Origin of the sequence: Isoptericola sp. NPDC057653, from assembly GCF_042799955.1 — a bacterium.
Classification (GTDB): domain Bacteria; phylum Actinomycetota; class Actinomycetes; order Actinomycetales; family Cellulomonadaceae; genus Isoptericola.
In genome coordinates this window covers 1-16,196 of sequence record NZ_JBHVHP010000003.1, presented here as the reverse complement: position 1 = coordinate 16,196, position 16,196 = coordinate 1, and the positions used below count along the sequence as shown (strand labels likewise).

Below are 16,196 nucleotides of genomic sequence, written 5' to 3'. Positions count from 1 at the left end.
GCGGTGGTCCCGGGCGCCGACCCGGCGGTCATGGCCGTCACTCGTCGAACTGGGCGACGACGGTGCGCAGCAGCGCGGCGAGCTGGGGCCGCACCGCGGCGGGCAGCGCGTCCAGCACGCGGGCCTCGACGTCGAGCAGGTCGCTCATCGCCGCGTCCACGCGCTGCCGCCCCGCGGCGGTGAGCTGCACCAGCACGCCCCGGCGGTCGGAGGGCGCGCGGTGGCGCTCCACGAGCCCGCGCTCCTCGAGCCGGTCGATGCGGTTGGTCATGGTGCCGCTGGTGACGAGCGTCTGCGCCACGAGCACGCCGGGGGACAGCCGGTACGGCTCGCCCGCGCGGCGCAGCGCGGACAGGACGTCGAACTCCCACGTCTCCAGGTCGTGCCGTGCGAACGCGCCGCGGCGCGCGCGGTCCAGGTGCCGGGCGAGCCGGCTGACCCGGGAGAAGACCGTCAGCGGCTCGACGTCCAGGTCCGGGCGCTCGCGGCGCCACGCGTCGACGATCCGGTCGACCTCGTCGGACCGTGCCTCCACATCCATGTGCCGAGACTACCGCCGGTCTCTCGACGTCAAGAATCTTGACGCGCGATCGAGGGTGGCGATCGAGACCCCTCCGCGCTCAGGCGTGCCCGGCCTCGCCCTCGACGGTCTCGACGACCACCTCCGCGGCGGTCGCGCGGCGCGCTCCCCGGAGCGTGACCCACGCGACGACGGCGGCGACGAGGACGAGCCCGGCGGCGACCAGGTACGCGGCGTGCACGCCGGAGACGTAGGCGTCCTCGGCGACGCGCGCGGCCACCGTGTCGAGGTCGGCGGGCACGGAGCCCTGGGCCAGGCCCTGGAGGCCGTCGTCGTCCAGCCCGAGCCCGCCGGCCCCGGAGCGCACCTGCGCCGCGACGACCGCGGACATCACGGCGGTGCCCAGTGCGCCGCCGATCTGGATGCAGGTGGACTGGAAGCCGCCGGCCACCCCTGCGAGGTGCACGGGTGCCGAGCCGACGATCGCTTCCGCGCCGGCCGTGATGGTCATGCCGGTGCCCATCGCCAGGACGACGAACGCGATCGCCATGACGCCGTACGGGGAGGTGGCCGACGAGCCGACCAGCACCAGCAGGCCCACGGCGGTGAGGCCGAGGCTCAGCGCGCCGGTGGCGCGGGTGCCGACCCGTGCGACGAGCAGCGCGCCGACCGGGGCCGCCACGATCGAGACGGCGGACATCGGCAGCAGCATGAGACCGGCATCCAGCGCGGTGGCACCGCGCAGGTTGATGAAGAACATCGGCAGCAGGAACGTGGCGCCCATCAGCACGAAGAAGTTGGCCGCGATCATCAGCCCGCCGGTGCCGACGGTCGTGCCGCGGAAGAGGGACAGCGGCAGCAGGGCATCGCCGGTGCGCGCCTCGGTACGGCCCTCCAGGGCGACGAAGCCGACGATGACGAGCACGCCGAGCGCGAGCAGGCCGAGGGTGCGCGGGTCGCCCCAGCCCCAGGTCTCGGACTGCACGATGGCGAAGACCGTGGCGACCAGGCCGAGCGCCAGCACGACGACGCCGCGCAGGTCGAACCGGCCCGTGGCGGGGAAGCTGGTGCGCGGGAGCAGGCACAGCCCGTAGACGAGGCCGACGGCGGCGACCGGGATGTTGACGAAGAACACGGACTGCCAGCCGTACGACGCCTCGAGCGCACCGGCCAGCGTCGGGCCGACGGCGATCGCGATGGAGGAGACGCCGCCCCAGATGCCCACGGCCATGCCGAACCGCTCGCGCGGGAACGTGGCGCGCAGCATCGCGAGCGTCTGCGGCATGAGGGCGCCTGCCGCGACGCCCTGGACCACGCGGAACGCGATCAGTCCGGCGGCGGTGGTCGAGAGGCCGATGGCGGTCGACGCGACGGTGAACAGGACCAGCCCGGCCAGGTAGAGGGTCCGATGGCCGTACCTGTCGCCCAGCTTGCCCGCGAGGATCAGCGTGGCGGCGAGCCCGAGCAGGTAGCTGTGCGTGACCCACTGCAGCTGGACGAAGGTGGTGCCCACCTCGGCGGCGATCGCGGGGTTGACGATCGAGACGACGGTGGCGTCCAGGCCCACGAGGAACAGGCCGAAGGCGACGCCCACGAGCGTCAGGCCGGGGCGGCCGCGCAGCGGGCGGCGAGCCGGCGGCGCGGAGGCTGCGCCGAGGGCGGTGGAGGTGGTCACGGGGCTCCTCAGGAGACGGGATCGTTACTGATTATGAAACTATAACTATCTCCACACCCTAGGATCGGGCCATGCCAGACGAGACGATCGTCACGCCCCGACGTGGCCCGCGGGAGCGCCCGGCCGGGGCCGCCGACCTCGCCGACCTGGCCGACGCCGTCATCGAGGTGGCCCACCACCTGGACGTCCGCTCCCCGGAGCTGCGGGGCGTCGTACCGCTGACCGGCACCGAGGTGGCCGTGATCCGCGAGGTCCACCGCGCGGCGCACCCGACGCCGTCGCGCATCGCCGTCGCGACCGGGCTCGCGCGCAGCAACGTCAGCACCGCGCTGCGCACCCTCGAGGCGCGCGGGCTCGTGGTCCGTGAGCACGCCGGCGGCGACCGGCGGACCGTCCGGCTGGTCGCGACGCCGCTGGCCGACGAGCACCTCGCCCGCATCCACGACTTCTGGACCCGCCGGCTCGGGAGCGTGCCGGACGACGTGCGCGACGCCGCGCTCGACGCGTTGCCCGCGCTCCGGGCGCTCGCGGAGGCGCTCGTCGACCCGCGCGACACCCCGGCCTGAACGACCTCGCGGGGAGCCTGCCTCGCGTCAGGCGGGCTCGAGGCGGACGACGACGGCCTTGGACACGGGGGTGCGGCTGGTCTCGGCCGTGGCGCCCAGCGGCACGAGGACGTTCGCCTCCGGGAAGTACGCGGCCGCGCACCCCCGCGCGGTCGGGTAGGCGACGACGCGCTGGCCGCGCAGCACGCGGTCGACGCCGTCGTGGTACTCGCCGTGCACGTCGACGGTGACGCCGTCCGCGAGGCCCAGCTCGGCGAGGTCGTCGGGGTTGACGAGGACGACGGCGCGGCCGCCCTTGATGCCGCGGTAGCGGTCGTCGCGCCGGTAGATCGTGGTGTTGAACTGGTCGTGCGAGCGGATGGTCTGCAGCAGCAGGCGGCCCGGCGGGCACTCCACCGGCGCGAGCTCGTTGACGGTCAGGTGCGCGCGCCCGTCGTCCGTGGGGAAGGTGCGGGAGTCGCGCGGGCCGTGCGGCAGGCGGAAGCCGCCCTCGCGGCGGATCTTCGCGTTGTAGCCCTCGCACCCGGGCACGACGCGCGCGACGTGCTCGCGGATCGCGTCGTAGTCGCGCTCCATGGCCGCCCAGTCGACGGGCCCCGGCCCGCCCGGCCGCCGGCCCAGGACCGCCCGCGCCATCCGGGTGACGATCGAGACCTCGGACAGCAGGCCGGGCGCCACCGGCCCGACCTTGCCCCGCGACGCGTGCATGGCGCAGACCGTGTCCTCGACTGAGACGAACTGCTCGCCCGACGCCTGCCGGTCGATCTCGGTGCGCCCCAGCGTGGGGAGGATCAGCGCCTCGCGCCCGACGACGGCGTGCGAGCGGTTGAGCTTGGTCGAGATCTGCACGGTGAGGTCCGTGCGCGCGACGGCCGCCTCCGCCGCGACCGTGTCGGAGATCGCGCCGACGAGGTTGCCGCCCAGGGCGACCAGGGCCTTCACGCGCCCGTCCGCCATCGCCTCGACGGTGCCCACGGCGTCGAGGCCGTGCGCGCGCGGGACCTGGAGGCCGAACTCGGCGTCGAGCGCGTCGAGGAAGCCGTCGGGCATCTGCTCCCAGATGCCCATGGTGCGGTCGCCCTGCACGTTGGAGTGCCCGCGGATGGGCGACGCGCCCGCCCCCGGGCGGCCGATGTTCCCGCGCAGGAGCAGCAGGTTGACGATCTCCTTGATGGTCGGCACGGCCTTGGCGTGCTGCGTGAGCCCCATCGCCCACGTGACGATGACGTTCTCGGCCCGCACGTAGCGGTCGGCGAGCTCGTCGATCTCGCGGCTCGTGAGGCCCGTGGCCGCGAGGACGGCCGCCTCGTCGAGGTCGGCCAGGTGCGCGGCGAGCTCCTCGAGGCCGGAGGTGCGCTCGGCGAGGAACGCGTGGTCCAGCACCGTGCCGGGCGCGGCCGCCTCGGCCTCGAGCACCCGCTTCGACACCGCCTGGAGCAGGGCCATGTCGCCGCCGAGCCGGATCTGCAGGAACTGGTCGGCGAGCTCCGTGCCCCGGCCCGCCAGGCCGCGCACCGTCTGCGGGTTCTTGTACCGCTTCAGCCCGGCCTCGGGCAGCGGGTTGACGGCGACGATGCTCGCGCCGTGCTGCTTGGCCTCCTCCAGCGCGGTGAGCATGCGCGGGTGGTTGCTGCCCGGGTTCTGCCCCATGATCACGATGAGGTCGGCCAGGGCGAAGTCGTCGTAGGTGATCGTCGCCTTCCCGACGCCGATCGTCTCGCCCAGGGCGGCGCCCGTGGACTCGTGGCACATGTTGGAGCAGTCCGGCAGGTTGTTGGTGCCGAACGCGCGCACGAAGAGCTGGTACACGAACGCCGCCTCGTTGGACGTGCGCCCGCTGGTGTAGAACGACGCCTCGTCGGGCGTCGCGAAGCCGTCCAGCCGGTCGGCGACGATCGCGAACGCCTCCTCCCACGACACCGGTACGTAGTGGTCGGAGCCCGCGGCCTTGTGCACGGGCTCCACCAGCCGCCCCTGCTGGCCCAGCCAGTGCTCGGTGCGGGTGCGCAGGTCGGAGAGGGGGTGCTCGGCCCAGAACTCCGGCTCGACGACGAGCGGCGTCGCCTCCCACGTCACGGCCTTGGCGCCGTTCTCGCAGAACTCCGCGGGCTTGCGCCGGTCCGGGTCGGGCCAGGCGCAGCTCATGCAGTCGAAGCCGTCCTTGTGGTTCATCGACAGCAGCAGCTTCGCCGTCCTGCCGGCGCCCATCCCGCGCACCGCCGGGACGAGGGCGTGCACGATGCCGGGCACGCCGGCCGCCCAGTCCTTGGGCGGCCTCGTCGCGGTGGGCTGCGGCTCCTGGGGCTCGCCGTCGTCCCGGACCTCCTCGGGCTGCTGGGTGGTCATGCCGCGTCCCCTCTCCGGTGCCCTCGCGCCCCGTCGTCGTGCTGCGCGCCGTCGTCGTGCGTCGCGTCCGTCGCGTGCTCCTCGACCACCCGGTGCCCGCCGGCGTAGACGACGAGCGTGGGGTCGCGCACGAAGCCGACGAGCGTCAGGCCGGCCTCGTCCGCGAGCTCGGCGGCCAGCGAGGACGGCGCGGAGACCGCCGCGAGCACCGGGACGCCCGCCATGACCGCCTTCTGCGTCAGCTCGAAGCTGGCGCGGCCGGACACCACGAGCACCGTGCCGCGCAGCGGCAGGCGCCCCGCCGCGGCCGCCCACCCGACCACCTTGTCGACCGCGTTGTGCCGGCCCACGTCCTCACGGACCACGAGGGCCTCGCCCGTGGCGGCGTCGAACAGCCCCGCGGCGTGCAGGCCGCCGGTCCGGGCGAAGACGTCCTGCGCGGCACGCAGCCGGTCCGGGAGGGCGGCGAGCAGCGCCGCGCCCACGCGGACAGGGTCGTCCGCGACCTCGAAGGCGCTGCGCGTGAACACCGCGTCGATCGACGCCTTGCCGCACAGGCCGCACGCGCTGGAGGTGAAGAACTCCCGCGCGAGCGCCGGGTCCGGCGGGGCGACGCCGGGGGCGAGCGCGACGTCGAGCACGTTGTAGGCGTTCTCTCCCGGCACCCCGGGGCCAGGCGCGCAGTACCGCGCCCCCGCGACCTGCGCGCCGTCGGTGACCACGCCCTCCGAGACGAGGAAGCCGGTCGCGAGCTCGACGTCGTGCCCGGGCGTGCGCATCGTGACGGCCAGCGACCGGCCGCCCACGCGGATCTCGAGGGGCTCCTCGCCGGCGAGCAGGTCCTCGCGGCGCGCGGTGCGCCCGCCGATCGTGACGCGCCTGACGCGGCGTCGGACGGTGACGCGGGTCATACCTGCAGGCCTAGCAGACTGCCCCGCCCGGCACAACGTCAGCGGGTCGACGGCCGGCCGGCCCTCGACCTGCCAGGGGCGCGCGACGCGCCTACGGTCGGGAGACCGGCTCAGACCGGGCCGGACGTGTTCGAGGAGGAGCACCATGGCAGACACCAACCGCGCGGTCGCGTACAAGGGGCCGGGCGAGGTCGAGGTCATCGACATCGACTACCCGACCTTCGAGCTCAAGGACGGCCCCGGGGTCAACCCGGCGAACGTGGGCCGGCAGGTGCCGCACGGGGTCGTCCTGCGCACCGTGGCCACGAACATCTGCGGGTCGGACCAGCACATGGTCCGCGGCAGGACCACGGCGCCCCCGGACCTCGTGCTGGGCCACGAGATCACCGGCGAGGTCGTGGAGACGGGTCGCGACGTCGAGTTCATCAAGGTGGGCGACCTCGTCTCGGTGCCGTTCAACATCGCGTGCGGCCGGTGCAAGAACTGCAAGGAGCGCAAGACCGGCATCTGCCTGAACGTGAACCCGGACCGGCCGGGCAGCGCGTACGGGTACGTCGACATGGGCGGCTGGGTCGGCGGGCAGGCGAACTACGTGCTGGTCCCGTACGCCGACTGGAACCTGCTGAAGTTCCCGGACAAGGACCAGGCGCTCGAGAAGATCATGGACCTGACGATGCTGTCCGACATCTTCCCGACCGGGTTCCACGGCGCGGTGACCGCCGGCGTGGGGGTCGGGTCCACGGTCTACGTGGCGGGTGCCGGGCCGGTCGGGCTCGCGGCCGCGACCGGCGCGCTGCTGCTCGGGGCGGCGGCCGTCATCGTGGGCGACATGAACGAGGGCCGGCTGGCGCAGGCGCGGTCCTTCGGCTGCGAGACGGTCGACCTGACGAAGGGCGGGCCCGCGGAGCAGATCGAGCAGATCCTGGGCGTCCCGGAGGTGGACTGCGGCATCGACGCCGTCGGGTTCGAGGCCAAGGGCCACGGCGCGGACGCCGGGCACGAGGCCCCGGCGACGGTGCTCAACTCGCTCATGGAGATCACCGCCGCGGGCGGCGCGATGGGCATCCCGGGGCTGTACGTCACCGGCGACCCGGGGGGCATCGACGACGCCGCCAAGAAGGGCGCGCTGTCCCTCAGCCTCGGCACCGGGTGGGCGAAGTCCCTCGCGTTCACCACGGGCCAGTGTCCGGTGATGAAGTACCACCGGGGTCTGATGCAGGCGATCCTGCACGACCGCGTGCAGATCGCGAAGAACGTCAACGCGAAGGCGATCACCCTCGACCAGGCCCCGCAGGGCTACGCCGAGTTCGACGCCGGCGCCGCGACGAAGTACGTCATCAACGCGAACGGGTACCTCGACGGCAAGTGACGGTCGCGGGTGTCGGCATCGAGCGTGCTGACCTGATCCTCACAAGGCCCGTTCGAGGATCACGTCAGCACGCTCGATTCGGTGCCGGTGCCGGTGCCGATGCCGGTGCCGGTGCCGGTGCGTGCCGGGTCAGCGGGACTTGGTGAGCTCCGGCTTCTTGACCATCCCCGACAGCCCGTTCCAGGCGAGGTTGACCAGGTGCGCGGCGACCTCGGTCTTCTCGGGGCTGCGGGCGTCGAGCCAGTACTGGCCGGTGAGCGCCACCATGCCCACGAGCATCTGCGCGTACAGCGGCGCCGCCTTGCGGTCCAGGCCGTTGGCCTTGAACTGGTCACCGAGGATGTGCTCGACCAGCGTCGCGACGTCGCCGATGAGGCTGGAGAACGTGCCGGTGGCCTGGGCGACGGGGGAGTCGCGCACGAGGATGCGGAAGCCGTCCTCCGACGCCTCGATGTAGCCGAGCAGGGCCAGCGCGGTGCGCTCGACGAGCACCTTGGGGTGCCCGCCCTCCTCCAGGGCTCCGGTGAGGGCGGAGGTCAGGGCGCGCACCTCGCGGTCGACGACGACGGCGTAGATGCCCTCCTTCCCCCCGAAGTGCTCGTAGACCACGGGCTTGGACACCTCGGCGCGCGCGGCGATCTCCTCGACGCTGGTGCCGTCGAAGCCCTTCTCGGCGAACAGGCCGCGGCTGACCTCGAGCAGCTGCTCGCGCCGCTGGCTCGCCGTCATCCGGGCGCGCGGCGGACGCTTGGACGCTCGGGAGTCGGTGGGCATGGGGCCCATTGTGCCTGCACCCTGCCGGGGGCGGGTGTGGTGCGCGCCACGGCATCCGGGCGGGGGAGAGCCCGGGGAGCGGCGAGGGCGGTCCTGCGGACCTGGCAGACTGAGGACGGACGCCCGACGGTGCCGCGCCTCCCGCGTGAACCGGCCTGGGGCCCGATCCGCCTTGGTGTAATCGGCAGCACAGAGGTTTTTGGTGCCTTTGGTCCAGGTTCGAGTCCTGGGGGCGGAGCGCGTGCACCACCGACGAAGCACACCCCGAGAGAGACGGAGCACTCGTGGTCTCGACAGGCTCGACCGCTGCAGGTTCGAACGAGACACCCTCCACCCCCAGACCGGCGGCCGTCGTCGTCCTCGCCGCAGGGCAGGGCACCCGCATGAGGTCCGCGACGCCGAAGATCCTGCACAGCATCGGCGGGCGCACCCTGCTGGGCCACGTGATGACGGCAGCGACGGAGCTGGACCCGCAGCACGTGGCCGTGGTCGTGCGGCACGAGCGCGAGGCCGTCGCGGCCGCGGCGCTGCAGCTCGACCCCGCGGCGCTCGTCGTCGACCAGGACGAGGTCCCCGGGACGGGACGGGCCGTGCAGTGCGCGCTCGACGCGCTCGACGCCCGGGCCCACGCGGGTCGCGCGGCCGCCCTGGCGCACGCCGACGACCTGCACGACGAGCACCTCGACGGCGGGGAGCACCCGCTGGGCGACGGGCTCGACGGCGCGGTCGTCGTCCTCGCCGGAGACATCCCGCTGCTCGACGGCGCGACCCTGGGCGAGCTGCTCGCCGCGCACCACGCGGACGGCAACGCCGTCACCGTCCTCACGACCGAGGTCGCGGACGCGAACGGCTACGGCCGCATCGTGCGCGAGGCCGGTTCGGGCGACGTGCTGGCGATCGTGGAGCACAAGGACGCGACGCCCGAGCAGCGCGCGATCCGCGAGATCAACAGCTCCGTCTACGTCTTCGACGCCGCCGTGCTGCGGCGGGGCCTCGGCGGCCTCGGCACGGACAACGCGCAGGGCGAGGTCTACCTCACCGACGTCGTCGCGTCCGCACGGGCCGAGGGCGGCGCCGTGCGCGCCGTGCTCAGCGACGACCCGATGCTCGTCGAGGGCGTCAACGACCGGGTGGCGCTCGCGACGCTGGGCGCGGAGCTCAACCGCCGCCTGCTCACGGAGTGGATGCAGGCCGGCGTCACCGTCGTCGACCCCGCCTCCACCTGGGTGGACGTGGACGTCGAGCTGGCGTCGGACGTGACGCTGCTGCCCGGCACGCAGCTGCACGGCGCCACCAAGGTGGAGTCAGGGGCGACGATCGGCCCGGACACCACGCTGACGGACGTCGAGGTGGGCCCGGGCGCGACGGTCGTGCGCACGCACGGCTCGCTGTCCGTCATCGGCGAGAACGCGTCCGTGGGCCCGTTCGCCTACCTGCGGCCCGGCACCGAGCTGGGCACCAAGGGCAAGATCGGCACCTTCGTCGAGACGAAGAACGCGCAGATCGGCGAGGGCTCGAAGGTGCCGCACCTGTCGTACGTCGGCGACGCGACGATCGGCGAGCACACGAACATCGGTGCCGCCTCGGTCACGGTGAACTACGACGGCGTGCGCAAGCACCGCACGGTGATCGGCTCGTACGCGAAGACGGGCGCGGACAACATGTTCGTCGCGCCGGTGACGGTGGGCGACGGCGCCTACACGGGCGCCGGCTCGATCATCGTCAAGGACGTCCCGGCGGGTGCGCTGGGCGTCGCGCGGGCGCAGCAGCGCAACATCGAGGGCTGGGTCGAGCGACGCTGGCCCGAGACCCCCGCCGCCGAGGCGGCCGCCCGGGCCCGCGCCGAGGCGACGGCCGAGCAGCTCGGTGCGCAGGCGCAGGAGCAGCTAGCCGCGCACAATGCCCTCACTGGCGCCATCCCGGTGGTGCCCGCCCCGGCACCCGATCCCGCCACCCAGGCCCCCACCCACCCCGCCGTCGACGACGAAGGAAGCACGCAGCGATGAACAACTTCATCCCCGGAACCGGAGAGCGCACCCTGGTTCTCGCCTCCGGACGGGCGCACCCGGAGCTCGCGGAGGCCGTGGCCAAGGAGCTCGGGATCGAGCTGCTCCCGGTCTCGGCGTACGACTTCGCGAACAGCGAGACGTACGTGCGCTTCAGCGAGTCGGTCCGCGGCAGCGACATCTTCCTGCTGCAGAGCCACACCGCCCCGGTGAACCAGTGGCTCATGGAGCAGCTGCTCATGGTGGACGCCGCGAAGCGCGGGTCCGCCCGCTCCGTGACGGCCGTGGCGCCCTTCTACGCCTACGCCCGCCAGGACAAGAAGAGCCGCGGGCGCGAGCCCATCTCGGCCCGCCTCGTGGCCGACATGCTCAAGACCGCGGGCGCCGACCGCATCCTGAGCGTCGACCTGCACACCCCGCAGATCCAGGGCTTCTTCGACGGTCCGGTCGACCACCTGTGGGCCATGCCGGTGCTGGTCGACTACGTGCGCACCCGCGTGGACCTGTCCAACGTGGCCGTGGTCTCGCCGGACGCCGGCCGCATCCGCGTCGCCGAGCAGTGGGCCGCCAAGCTGGGCGGCTGCCCGCTCGCCTTCGTGCACAAGACGCGCGACGTCACGCGCCCGAACCAGGCCGTCGCGAACCGCGTCGTCGGCGAGGTCGAGGGCCGCGACTGCGTGCTGGTCGACGACCTGATCGACACCGGCGGCACCATCGCCGAGGCCGTCAAGGTGGTCATGGAGGCCGGTGCCCGGTCCGTGACCGTCGCGGCCACGCACGGCGTGCTGTCCGACCCGGCCGCGCAGCGCCTGCAGGAGTGCGGGGCCGCCGAGGTGGTCGTCACCGACACGCTGCCGATCTCGGCCGACAAGCGGTTCGAGAAGCTCACCGTGCTGTCCATCGCGCCGCTCGTCGCGCGCGCGATCCGCGAGGTCTTCGACGACGGCTCCGTGACGAGCCTCTTCGACGGCAACGCCTGACGGGACCCCCCTTCCCGCCGAGCGCGGGGCGTGACGAGCAGTCGTCGCGCCCCGCGCTCCGTCGTCTCCGGGCCCGGGGGTGCCCGGTGCCGGCCGGGGCCTCGGTCCCACTGGTCCGGACCAGTTGCCGTGGCCGCGGTGCGGCCCTACTGTCGTGCCCGGCGCACCGATGTTATGGATAACCGATCCGGCCGACGACGACGTCGTCCCGGTGCGCCGCCGACTACCGAGCTCAGAGACGAGGTCCGATGTCGTTCGATGCCCGACCCGAGACGCCACAGCCGACGCACCCGTCGCCGCCGCCCGCCACGGCGGTCCGACCGCCCGGCACGCGCATCCCGCGCCGCGCGGGCACCGCCGTCGCCGCCGCGGCCCTCCTCGCCACCGTCGCCGGGGGCCTCGCCGCGCCCGGCGCGGTGGCCGAGACCCCCACCACCAGCGGCGCCGCCGCCGCCGCCGGCGTGTTCCCCGCGCCCCAGCAGGCGGCCGCCAACGACGACGAGTTCCCCGTGGCGGGCCGGGTCACCCTCGTCGTCGGCAAGGGCACCGACGACGCGGCCGTCGCGGCGACGCGACGGGTCCTCGCCGACGCCGGTGCGAAGGTCGGGGTCACCGTCGCCGACCGCGCCGGCACCCCGGTGTCGGGCAAGCGGGTCTACCTCGGTGCGGCGGGGGACAACCCGGCCGTCGCCGGCGTCCTGCGCCGCATCGGCGTCGACGGCGCGCAGGACCTGCCCGCCGACGGCTACGTGCTCGCGACCGGCCGCGACGCGGGCCCCGTGCTCGTCCTCGACGGGCACGACGACACCGGCGCGTTCTACGCCGCGCAGACCCTGCGCCAGCTGGTGGGCGAGGACCGCGAGGTCGCCGGGGTCCAGGTGCGCGACTGGCCGCTGATGGAGATCCGGGGGGCGATCGAGGGCTTCTACGGGATCCCGTGGTCGCACCAGGCACGCCTCGACCAGCTCGCCTTCTACGGCACGCACAAGATGAACACGTACGTGTACACGCCGAAGGACGACCGCAAGCTGCGGTACGAGTGGCGCGACCTGTACGAGGGCGCCGAGCTCGACCAGCTCCGCGAGCTCGTGGAGACCGCCCGCCGCAACCACGTGAAGTTCACGTTCGCGCTCTCTCCCGGCAACGACGTCTGCTACTCCTCCCAGGAGGACTTCGACGCCACCGTGCGGAAGTTCGACCAGCTGCGCGACCTGGGCGTGACGAGCTTCTACGTGGCGCTCGACGACATCCCGCTCGAGCTGCACTGCGACGCCGACAAGGAGCGGTTCACGGCGGGGAGCTGGGGCTGGCTCGCGGACGCGCAGACGTACTACCTCAACCGGATCCAGCGCGAGTACGTGGTGCCGAACGGCCTCGAGCCGCTGCAGACCGTGCCCACCAACTACTCCGGGAGCGGCGAGGACCCGTACAAGAGCCGGTTCGGCGACGGCCTCGACGACGACGTCCGCGTCCAGTGGACCGGCGAGGGCGTGTTCTCCCCGACCGTGACGAGCGCGTCCGTGCAGAAGGCGGCGCAGAGCTACCGCACCGACCACCTCTACGTCTGGGACAACTTCCCCGTGAACGACGGCCGCCGCGACCGGCTGTTCCTCAACCCGCTCACCGGCCGGGACCCGGAGCTGTACCGGTACGTCGACGGCTTCACGTCCAACCCGATGATCGAGCCGTACGCGTCGATGCCGTCCCTCGCGGACTACGGGGACTACACGTGGAACCCGCCGGCCTACGACGCCGACGCGTCGCACGGGAACGCGCTCGACGAGCTGGCCGGGGACGCCCCCGGGGTCCGCGCGGCGCTCGGGCTGTTCGTCGACCTCAACCAGAACTGGCCCTACCGGTCCGGCAGCCCGAAGGCGCCGGGGCTCTCGGCCGACGTCGACGCGTTCTGGGCGGCGTACGACGCGGGCGACGACGCCGGCCGCGCCGCGCTGCTCGACCGCCTCGGCGCGATCGAGGACCTGCCGCGGTCGCTCGCGCCGATGGCGGAGCCCGGCTTCGTCGCCGACGCGACGCCGTGGATCGACGCGGCGTCCCAGTGGGCGTCGGCGCTGCTCGCCGAGAGCCGCATGCTCGCCGCGCTCGAGGCCGGCGATGCCGCGACGGCGTCCGCGCGGGCGGCGGAGGCGCGCGAGCAGCTCGCCCTCGCCGGCCGGGCCACGGTCGACGACCAGGGCTCCGACGGCGTCCACCAGGAGGACCAGATCGTGCCGAGCGTCGGCGACGGGCGGTTCGAGGAGTTCTCGGCCAAGGCGTTCCGGATCTTCTGCGCCGCGGCGCCGGACGACGCGTCGTGCCCCGTGCCGACGCTGCCCGGCGCGGTCAGCACCTCGTTGCCGCAGTACTCGACCTACGCCGCCGCGCACATGGTCGACGGCGACGACTCGACCCTGTTCTGGTCGTCGCGGGCGCCCGTGGTGGGCGACGAGGTCCGGTACGACCTCGACGCTCCGGCGGCCGTGACGTACGTCGCCGTGCACATGGCGGACAACGACACCGCCGCGGGCGACATGATCCAGCACGGCCGGGTGGAGGTGTCGGCGGACGGCGCGACCTGGACGTCGGTCGGGACCTTCGACGACACCCCGCTGGCCGAGGTGGTGCTCGACGAACCCGTCGAGGCGAGCCACGTGCGCGTGGTCGTGACCGCCCCGAACTCCGGGGGCCGGTGGGTCAAGGTGCGGGAGCTCGTGGTGGCCGAGCGCACGCCGTGACCGCGCGCCGCGGGGCGCGCGCCTGAGCCCGCGGCCCTGTCCCGGCGAACAGCCAGGACAGGGCCGTAGGCTGTGCGGACGATGGAGGTGCTCGTGGACGTGACCGTGCTGGTCCCCACCTACAACGAGGGACCGAACGTCGCGGAGCTGGTACGTCGGCTGGCCGCGGCGCTCGGCGACGGCGTCGTGCCCGGCGGCGTCGAGGTCCTCTTCGTCGACGACTCCACCGACGACACCCCCGCCGAGATCGAGCGGGTGGCCGCGGCGGCGGACCTGCCCGTGCGGATGATGCACCGCGCCACTCCCGACGGCGGGCTCTCCGGTGCCGTCGTCGCCGGCCTGCACGCCGCCGCCGGCGAGCGCGTCGTCGTGATGGACGGCGACCTGCAGCACCCGCCCGAGATGGTGCCCGTGCTGCTCGCCACCGCCCGCGACACCGGCGCCGACGTCGTCGTCGCCTCCCGGTACACCGGGAAGGGCGACGCCGGCGGGCTGGACGGCCGCTACCGGCGCTGGGTCTCCAAGGCGTCCGGGCTGCTGGCCCGCTCGATGTTCCCCGTGAAGCTGCGCGACGTCTCCGACCCCATGACCGGCTTCTTCGTGGTGCGGCAGGGGGCCGTCGACCTGTCCGCGCTGCAGCCCCGCGGGTTCAAGATCCTGCTGGAGATCCTCGCCCGCCAGCGGCTCGTCGTCGTCGAGGAGCCCTTCGTCTTCGGGGAGCGCTTCGCCGGCCGGTCGAAGGCCACCGTCGCCAACGGGCTGCGGTACGTGCAGCAGCTCACCCTGCTGCGGTTCGGTCGGCTCTCGCCGTTCGCGCTGATCGGCGCCGCCGGCGCCGTGCTCAACCTCGCGATCCTCGCCGCGCTGCAGGCCACCGGCATGCACTACCTGCCCGCCGTGATCGTGGCCAACGCCGTGACGATCGTCATCAACTTCCTGCTGCAGGAGCGGTTCGTCTTCGCCGACCTGCGTGACGGTGCCCACGGTTTCTGGGGCCGGTTCGTGCGGTCGTTCGCGTTCAACGGCACCGAGGCCGTGGTCCGCACCCTCCTGCTGTGGTGGATCGTCGAGCAGGCGGTGCCGCACCCCGAGGTGGTGCAGGCGGCGCTGATCCTCGTGGCGTTCGTCGTGCGGTTCGTCTTCCAGGCGCAGGTCGTCTACCGCCCGCAGGGCTCCGCCGGTACCCGCGGGCGCTCGCCCGACCGCTCGGGCGAGCACGCCGGCTCCTGACACGCCGGCCTGCGAAGGGGGCTATACTCGTCCGGTTGCCTCGGCGAGGGACGTCTGACGGGCGCCGGTCACGCAGGTGGGGTCGAGCTGTTTCAGCAGGGACCGCACCGCGACGCTGCCGCCACCCTCAGAGCAGGATCCGTCGGATTTCCGTGATCGACTGGGCGGCTGTCGGTGCACCACTCTCGCTGGTGCCCCCACGGCGCGCTCTCGATCGCGTCCGTCACGTGTCCCACGCCGACGCAACCGCAGTTCGCGGGGACCACCCCTCGTGGACAGCCGACGGCTCCCTCTGGCCGTCGGCACGCACAGACCTCCAGGAGTGATCCACGTGTCCGACATCAAGCTCGCCGCCGAGGCCCGCACCGAGTTCGGCAAGGGCGCCGCCCGCCGCATCCGTCGCGAGAACAAGATCCCCGCCGTCCTGTACGGGCACGGCACGGACCCGCTGCACATCACGCTGCCGGGCCACGAGACGATGCTCGCCACGCGTCACACCAACGCGCTGTTCACCATCGAGCTCGACTCGAAGTCCGAGATGGCCGTCATCAAGGACATCCAGCGCGACGCCGTCCGCGGCACCATCGAGCACATCGACCTGCTGCTCGTGAAGCGCGGCGAGAAGATCGCCGTCGAGGTCGCCGTGAACGTCGTGGGCGAGTCGGCCCCCGGCACCATCCACTTCGTCGAGTCCCAGACCCTGTCGGTCGAGGCCGAGGCCACCCACCTGCCCGAGTCGGTCGAGGTGTCGATCGAGGGCCTCGAGGCCGGCCAGCACGTCACCGCCGGCGAGGTCACGCTGCCGAAGGGCGCCACGCTGCTCACCGACCCCGACGCCGCCGTCGTCGCCGTCTCCGAGCCGCGCGGCGAGGTCGCCGACGAGGCCGAGGAGGAGGCCGAGGCTGCCGCCGAGGAGTCCGCCGAGGCCGCCGAGTCGACCGAGGGCTGAGCCCCCGCCCGACCCGTACGCTGTGGGCGCGAGCTCGGCGCCGTCCCTCGAGGGACGGGGGCGGGGTCGCCGCCCACCCGCGGTGTGGGGGCTGGGCTGGGCCCCACCCCCGGGGGGGTCGGGGGGCGCGGCGACCCC

The 16,196-nt window shown here is 73.6% G+C and carries 12 protein-coding genes and 1 tRNA gene; 8 read left to right on the top strand and 5 right to left on the bottom strand.

The window, feature by feature from the left end; all coding sequences use genetic code 11:
• Positions 1-37 precede the first annotated feature (37 nt).
• Both ACFU9A_RS17085 and ACFU9A_RS17080 read right to left on the bottom strand, forming a co-directional pair.
• Complete coding sequence (locus ACFU9A_RS17085; protein ID WP_429764450.1) at positions 38-541, bottom strand: MarR family winged helix-turn-helix transcriptional regulator; 504 nt, start codon at positions 539-541, stop codon at positions 38-40.
• A 79-nt stretch (positions 542-620) separates the two neighbouring features.
• Positions 621-2,195, bottom strand: a complete 1,575-nt coding sequence (locus tag ACFU9A_RS17080) for an MFS transporter (RefSeq protein ID WP_430576496.1) — start codon at positions 2,193-2,195, stop codon at positions 621-623.
• Positions 2,196-2,266: 71 nt separating this feature from the next.
• Here ACFU9A_RS17080 and ACFU9A_RS17075 point away from each other — a divergent pair, with 71 nt between their 5' ends.
• Positions 2,267-2,761, top strand: a complete 495-nt coding sequence (locus ACFU9A_RS17075; protein ID WP_430576495.1) for a MarR family winged helix-turn-helix transcriptional regulator — start codon at positions 2,267-2,269, stop codon at positions 2,759-2,761.
• Positions 2,762-2,788: 27 nt separating this feature from the next.
• Here the strand turns inward: ACFU9A_RS17075 and ACFU9A_RS17070 are convergent, their stop codons facing one another.
• Together ACFU9A_RS17070 and fdhD are read right to left on the bottom strand one after the other, a co-directional pair.
• Positions 2,789-5,107 (bottom strand): FdhF/YdeP family oxidoreductase, encoded by a 2,319-nt coding sequence (locus tag ACFU9A_RS17070; RefSeq protein ID WP_430576494.1) that lies wholly within the window; start codon positions 5,105-5,107, stop codon positions 2,789-2,791.
• Positions 5,104-6,018, bottom strand: a complete 915-nt coding sequence (fdhD, locus tag ACFU9A_RS17065; protein WP_430576493.1) for a formate dehydrogenase accessory sulfurtransferase FdhD — start codon at positions 6,016-6,018, stop codon at positions 5,104-5,106. The genes ACFU9A_RS17070 and fdhD overlap by 4 nt, the downstream gene beginning before the upstream one ends.
• Before the next feature lie 145 nt (positions 6,019-6,163).
• Between fdhD and fdhA the strand changes: the two genes are divergently transcribed.
• On the top strand, positions 6,164-7,387 hold the full coding sequence (gene fdhA / locus ACFU9A_RS17060; RefSeq protein WP_430576492.1) for a formaldehyde dehydrogenase, glutathione-independent: 1,224 nt from the start codon (positions 6,164-6,166) through the stop codon (positions 7,385-7,387).
• 129 nt (positions 7,388-7,516) lie between these two features.
• Here the strand turns inward: fdhA and ACFU9A_RS17055 are convergent, their stop codons facing one another.
• Positions 7,517-8,116 carry a TetR/AcrR family transcriptional regulator gene (locus ACFU9A_RS17055; protein WP_430576963.1) on the bottom strand — a complete coding sequence of 200 codons (600 nt, stop codon included), beginning with the start codon at positions 8,114-8,116 and terminating at the stop codon, positions 7,517-7,519.
• Between the two features lie 211 nt (positions 8,117-8,327).
• Between ACFU9A_RS17055 and ACFU9A_RS17050 the strand changes: the two genes are divergently transcribed.
• From ACFU9A_RS17050 to ACFU9A_RS17025, 6 genes are all read left to right on the top strand, one after another.
• Positions 8,328-8,399: transfer RNA gene (locus ACFU9A_RS17050), tRNA-Gln, on the top strand.
• Positions 8,400-8,544: 145 nt separating this feature from the next.
• On the top strand, positions 8,545-10,167 hold the full coding sequence (glmU, locus tag ACFU9A_RS17045; protein WP_430576491.1) for a bifunctional UDP-N-acetylglucosamine diphosphorylase/glucosamine-1-phosphate N-acetyltransferase GlmU: 1,623 nt from the start codon (positions 8,545-8,547) through the stop codon (positions 10,165-10,167).
• Entirely contained in the window at positions 10,164-11,147 is a 984-nt protein-coding gene (locus tag ACFU9A_RS17040; RefSeq protein ID WP_430576490.1) for a ribose-phosphate diphosphokinase, read from the top strand. The genes glmU and ACFU9A_RS17040 overlap by 4 nt, the downstream gene beginning before the upstream one ends.
• Before the next feature lie 248 nt (positions 11,148-11,395).
• Complete coding sequence (locus tag ACFU9A_RS17035) at positions 11,396-13,879, top strand: beta-N-acetylglucosaminidase domain-containing protein (RefSeq protein WP_430576489.1); 2,484 nt, start codon at positions 11,396-11,398, stop codon at positions 13,877-13,879.
• An 81-nt stretch (positions 13,880-13,960) separates the two neighbouring features.
• Positions 13,961-15,109 carry a glycosyltransferase gene (locus tag ACFU9A_RS17030; RefSeq protein WP_430576488.1) on the top strand — a complete coding sequence of 383 codons (1,149 nt, stop codon included), beginning with the start codon at positions 13,961-13,963 and terminating at the stop codon, positions 15,107-15,109.
• Positions 15,110-15,440: 331 nt separating this feature from the next.
• Positions 15,441-16,058, top strand: coding sequence for a 50S ribosomal protein L25/general stress protein Ctc (locus ACFU9A_RS17025; protein WP_430576487.1), 618 nt, complete (start codon positions 15,441-15,443; stop codon positions 16,056-16,058).
• Positions 16,059-16,196 lie beyond the last annotated feature (138 nt).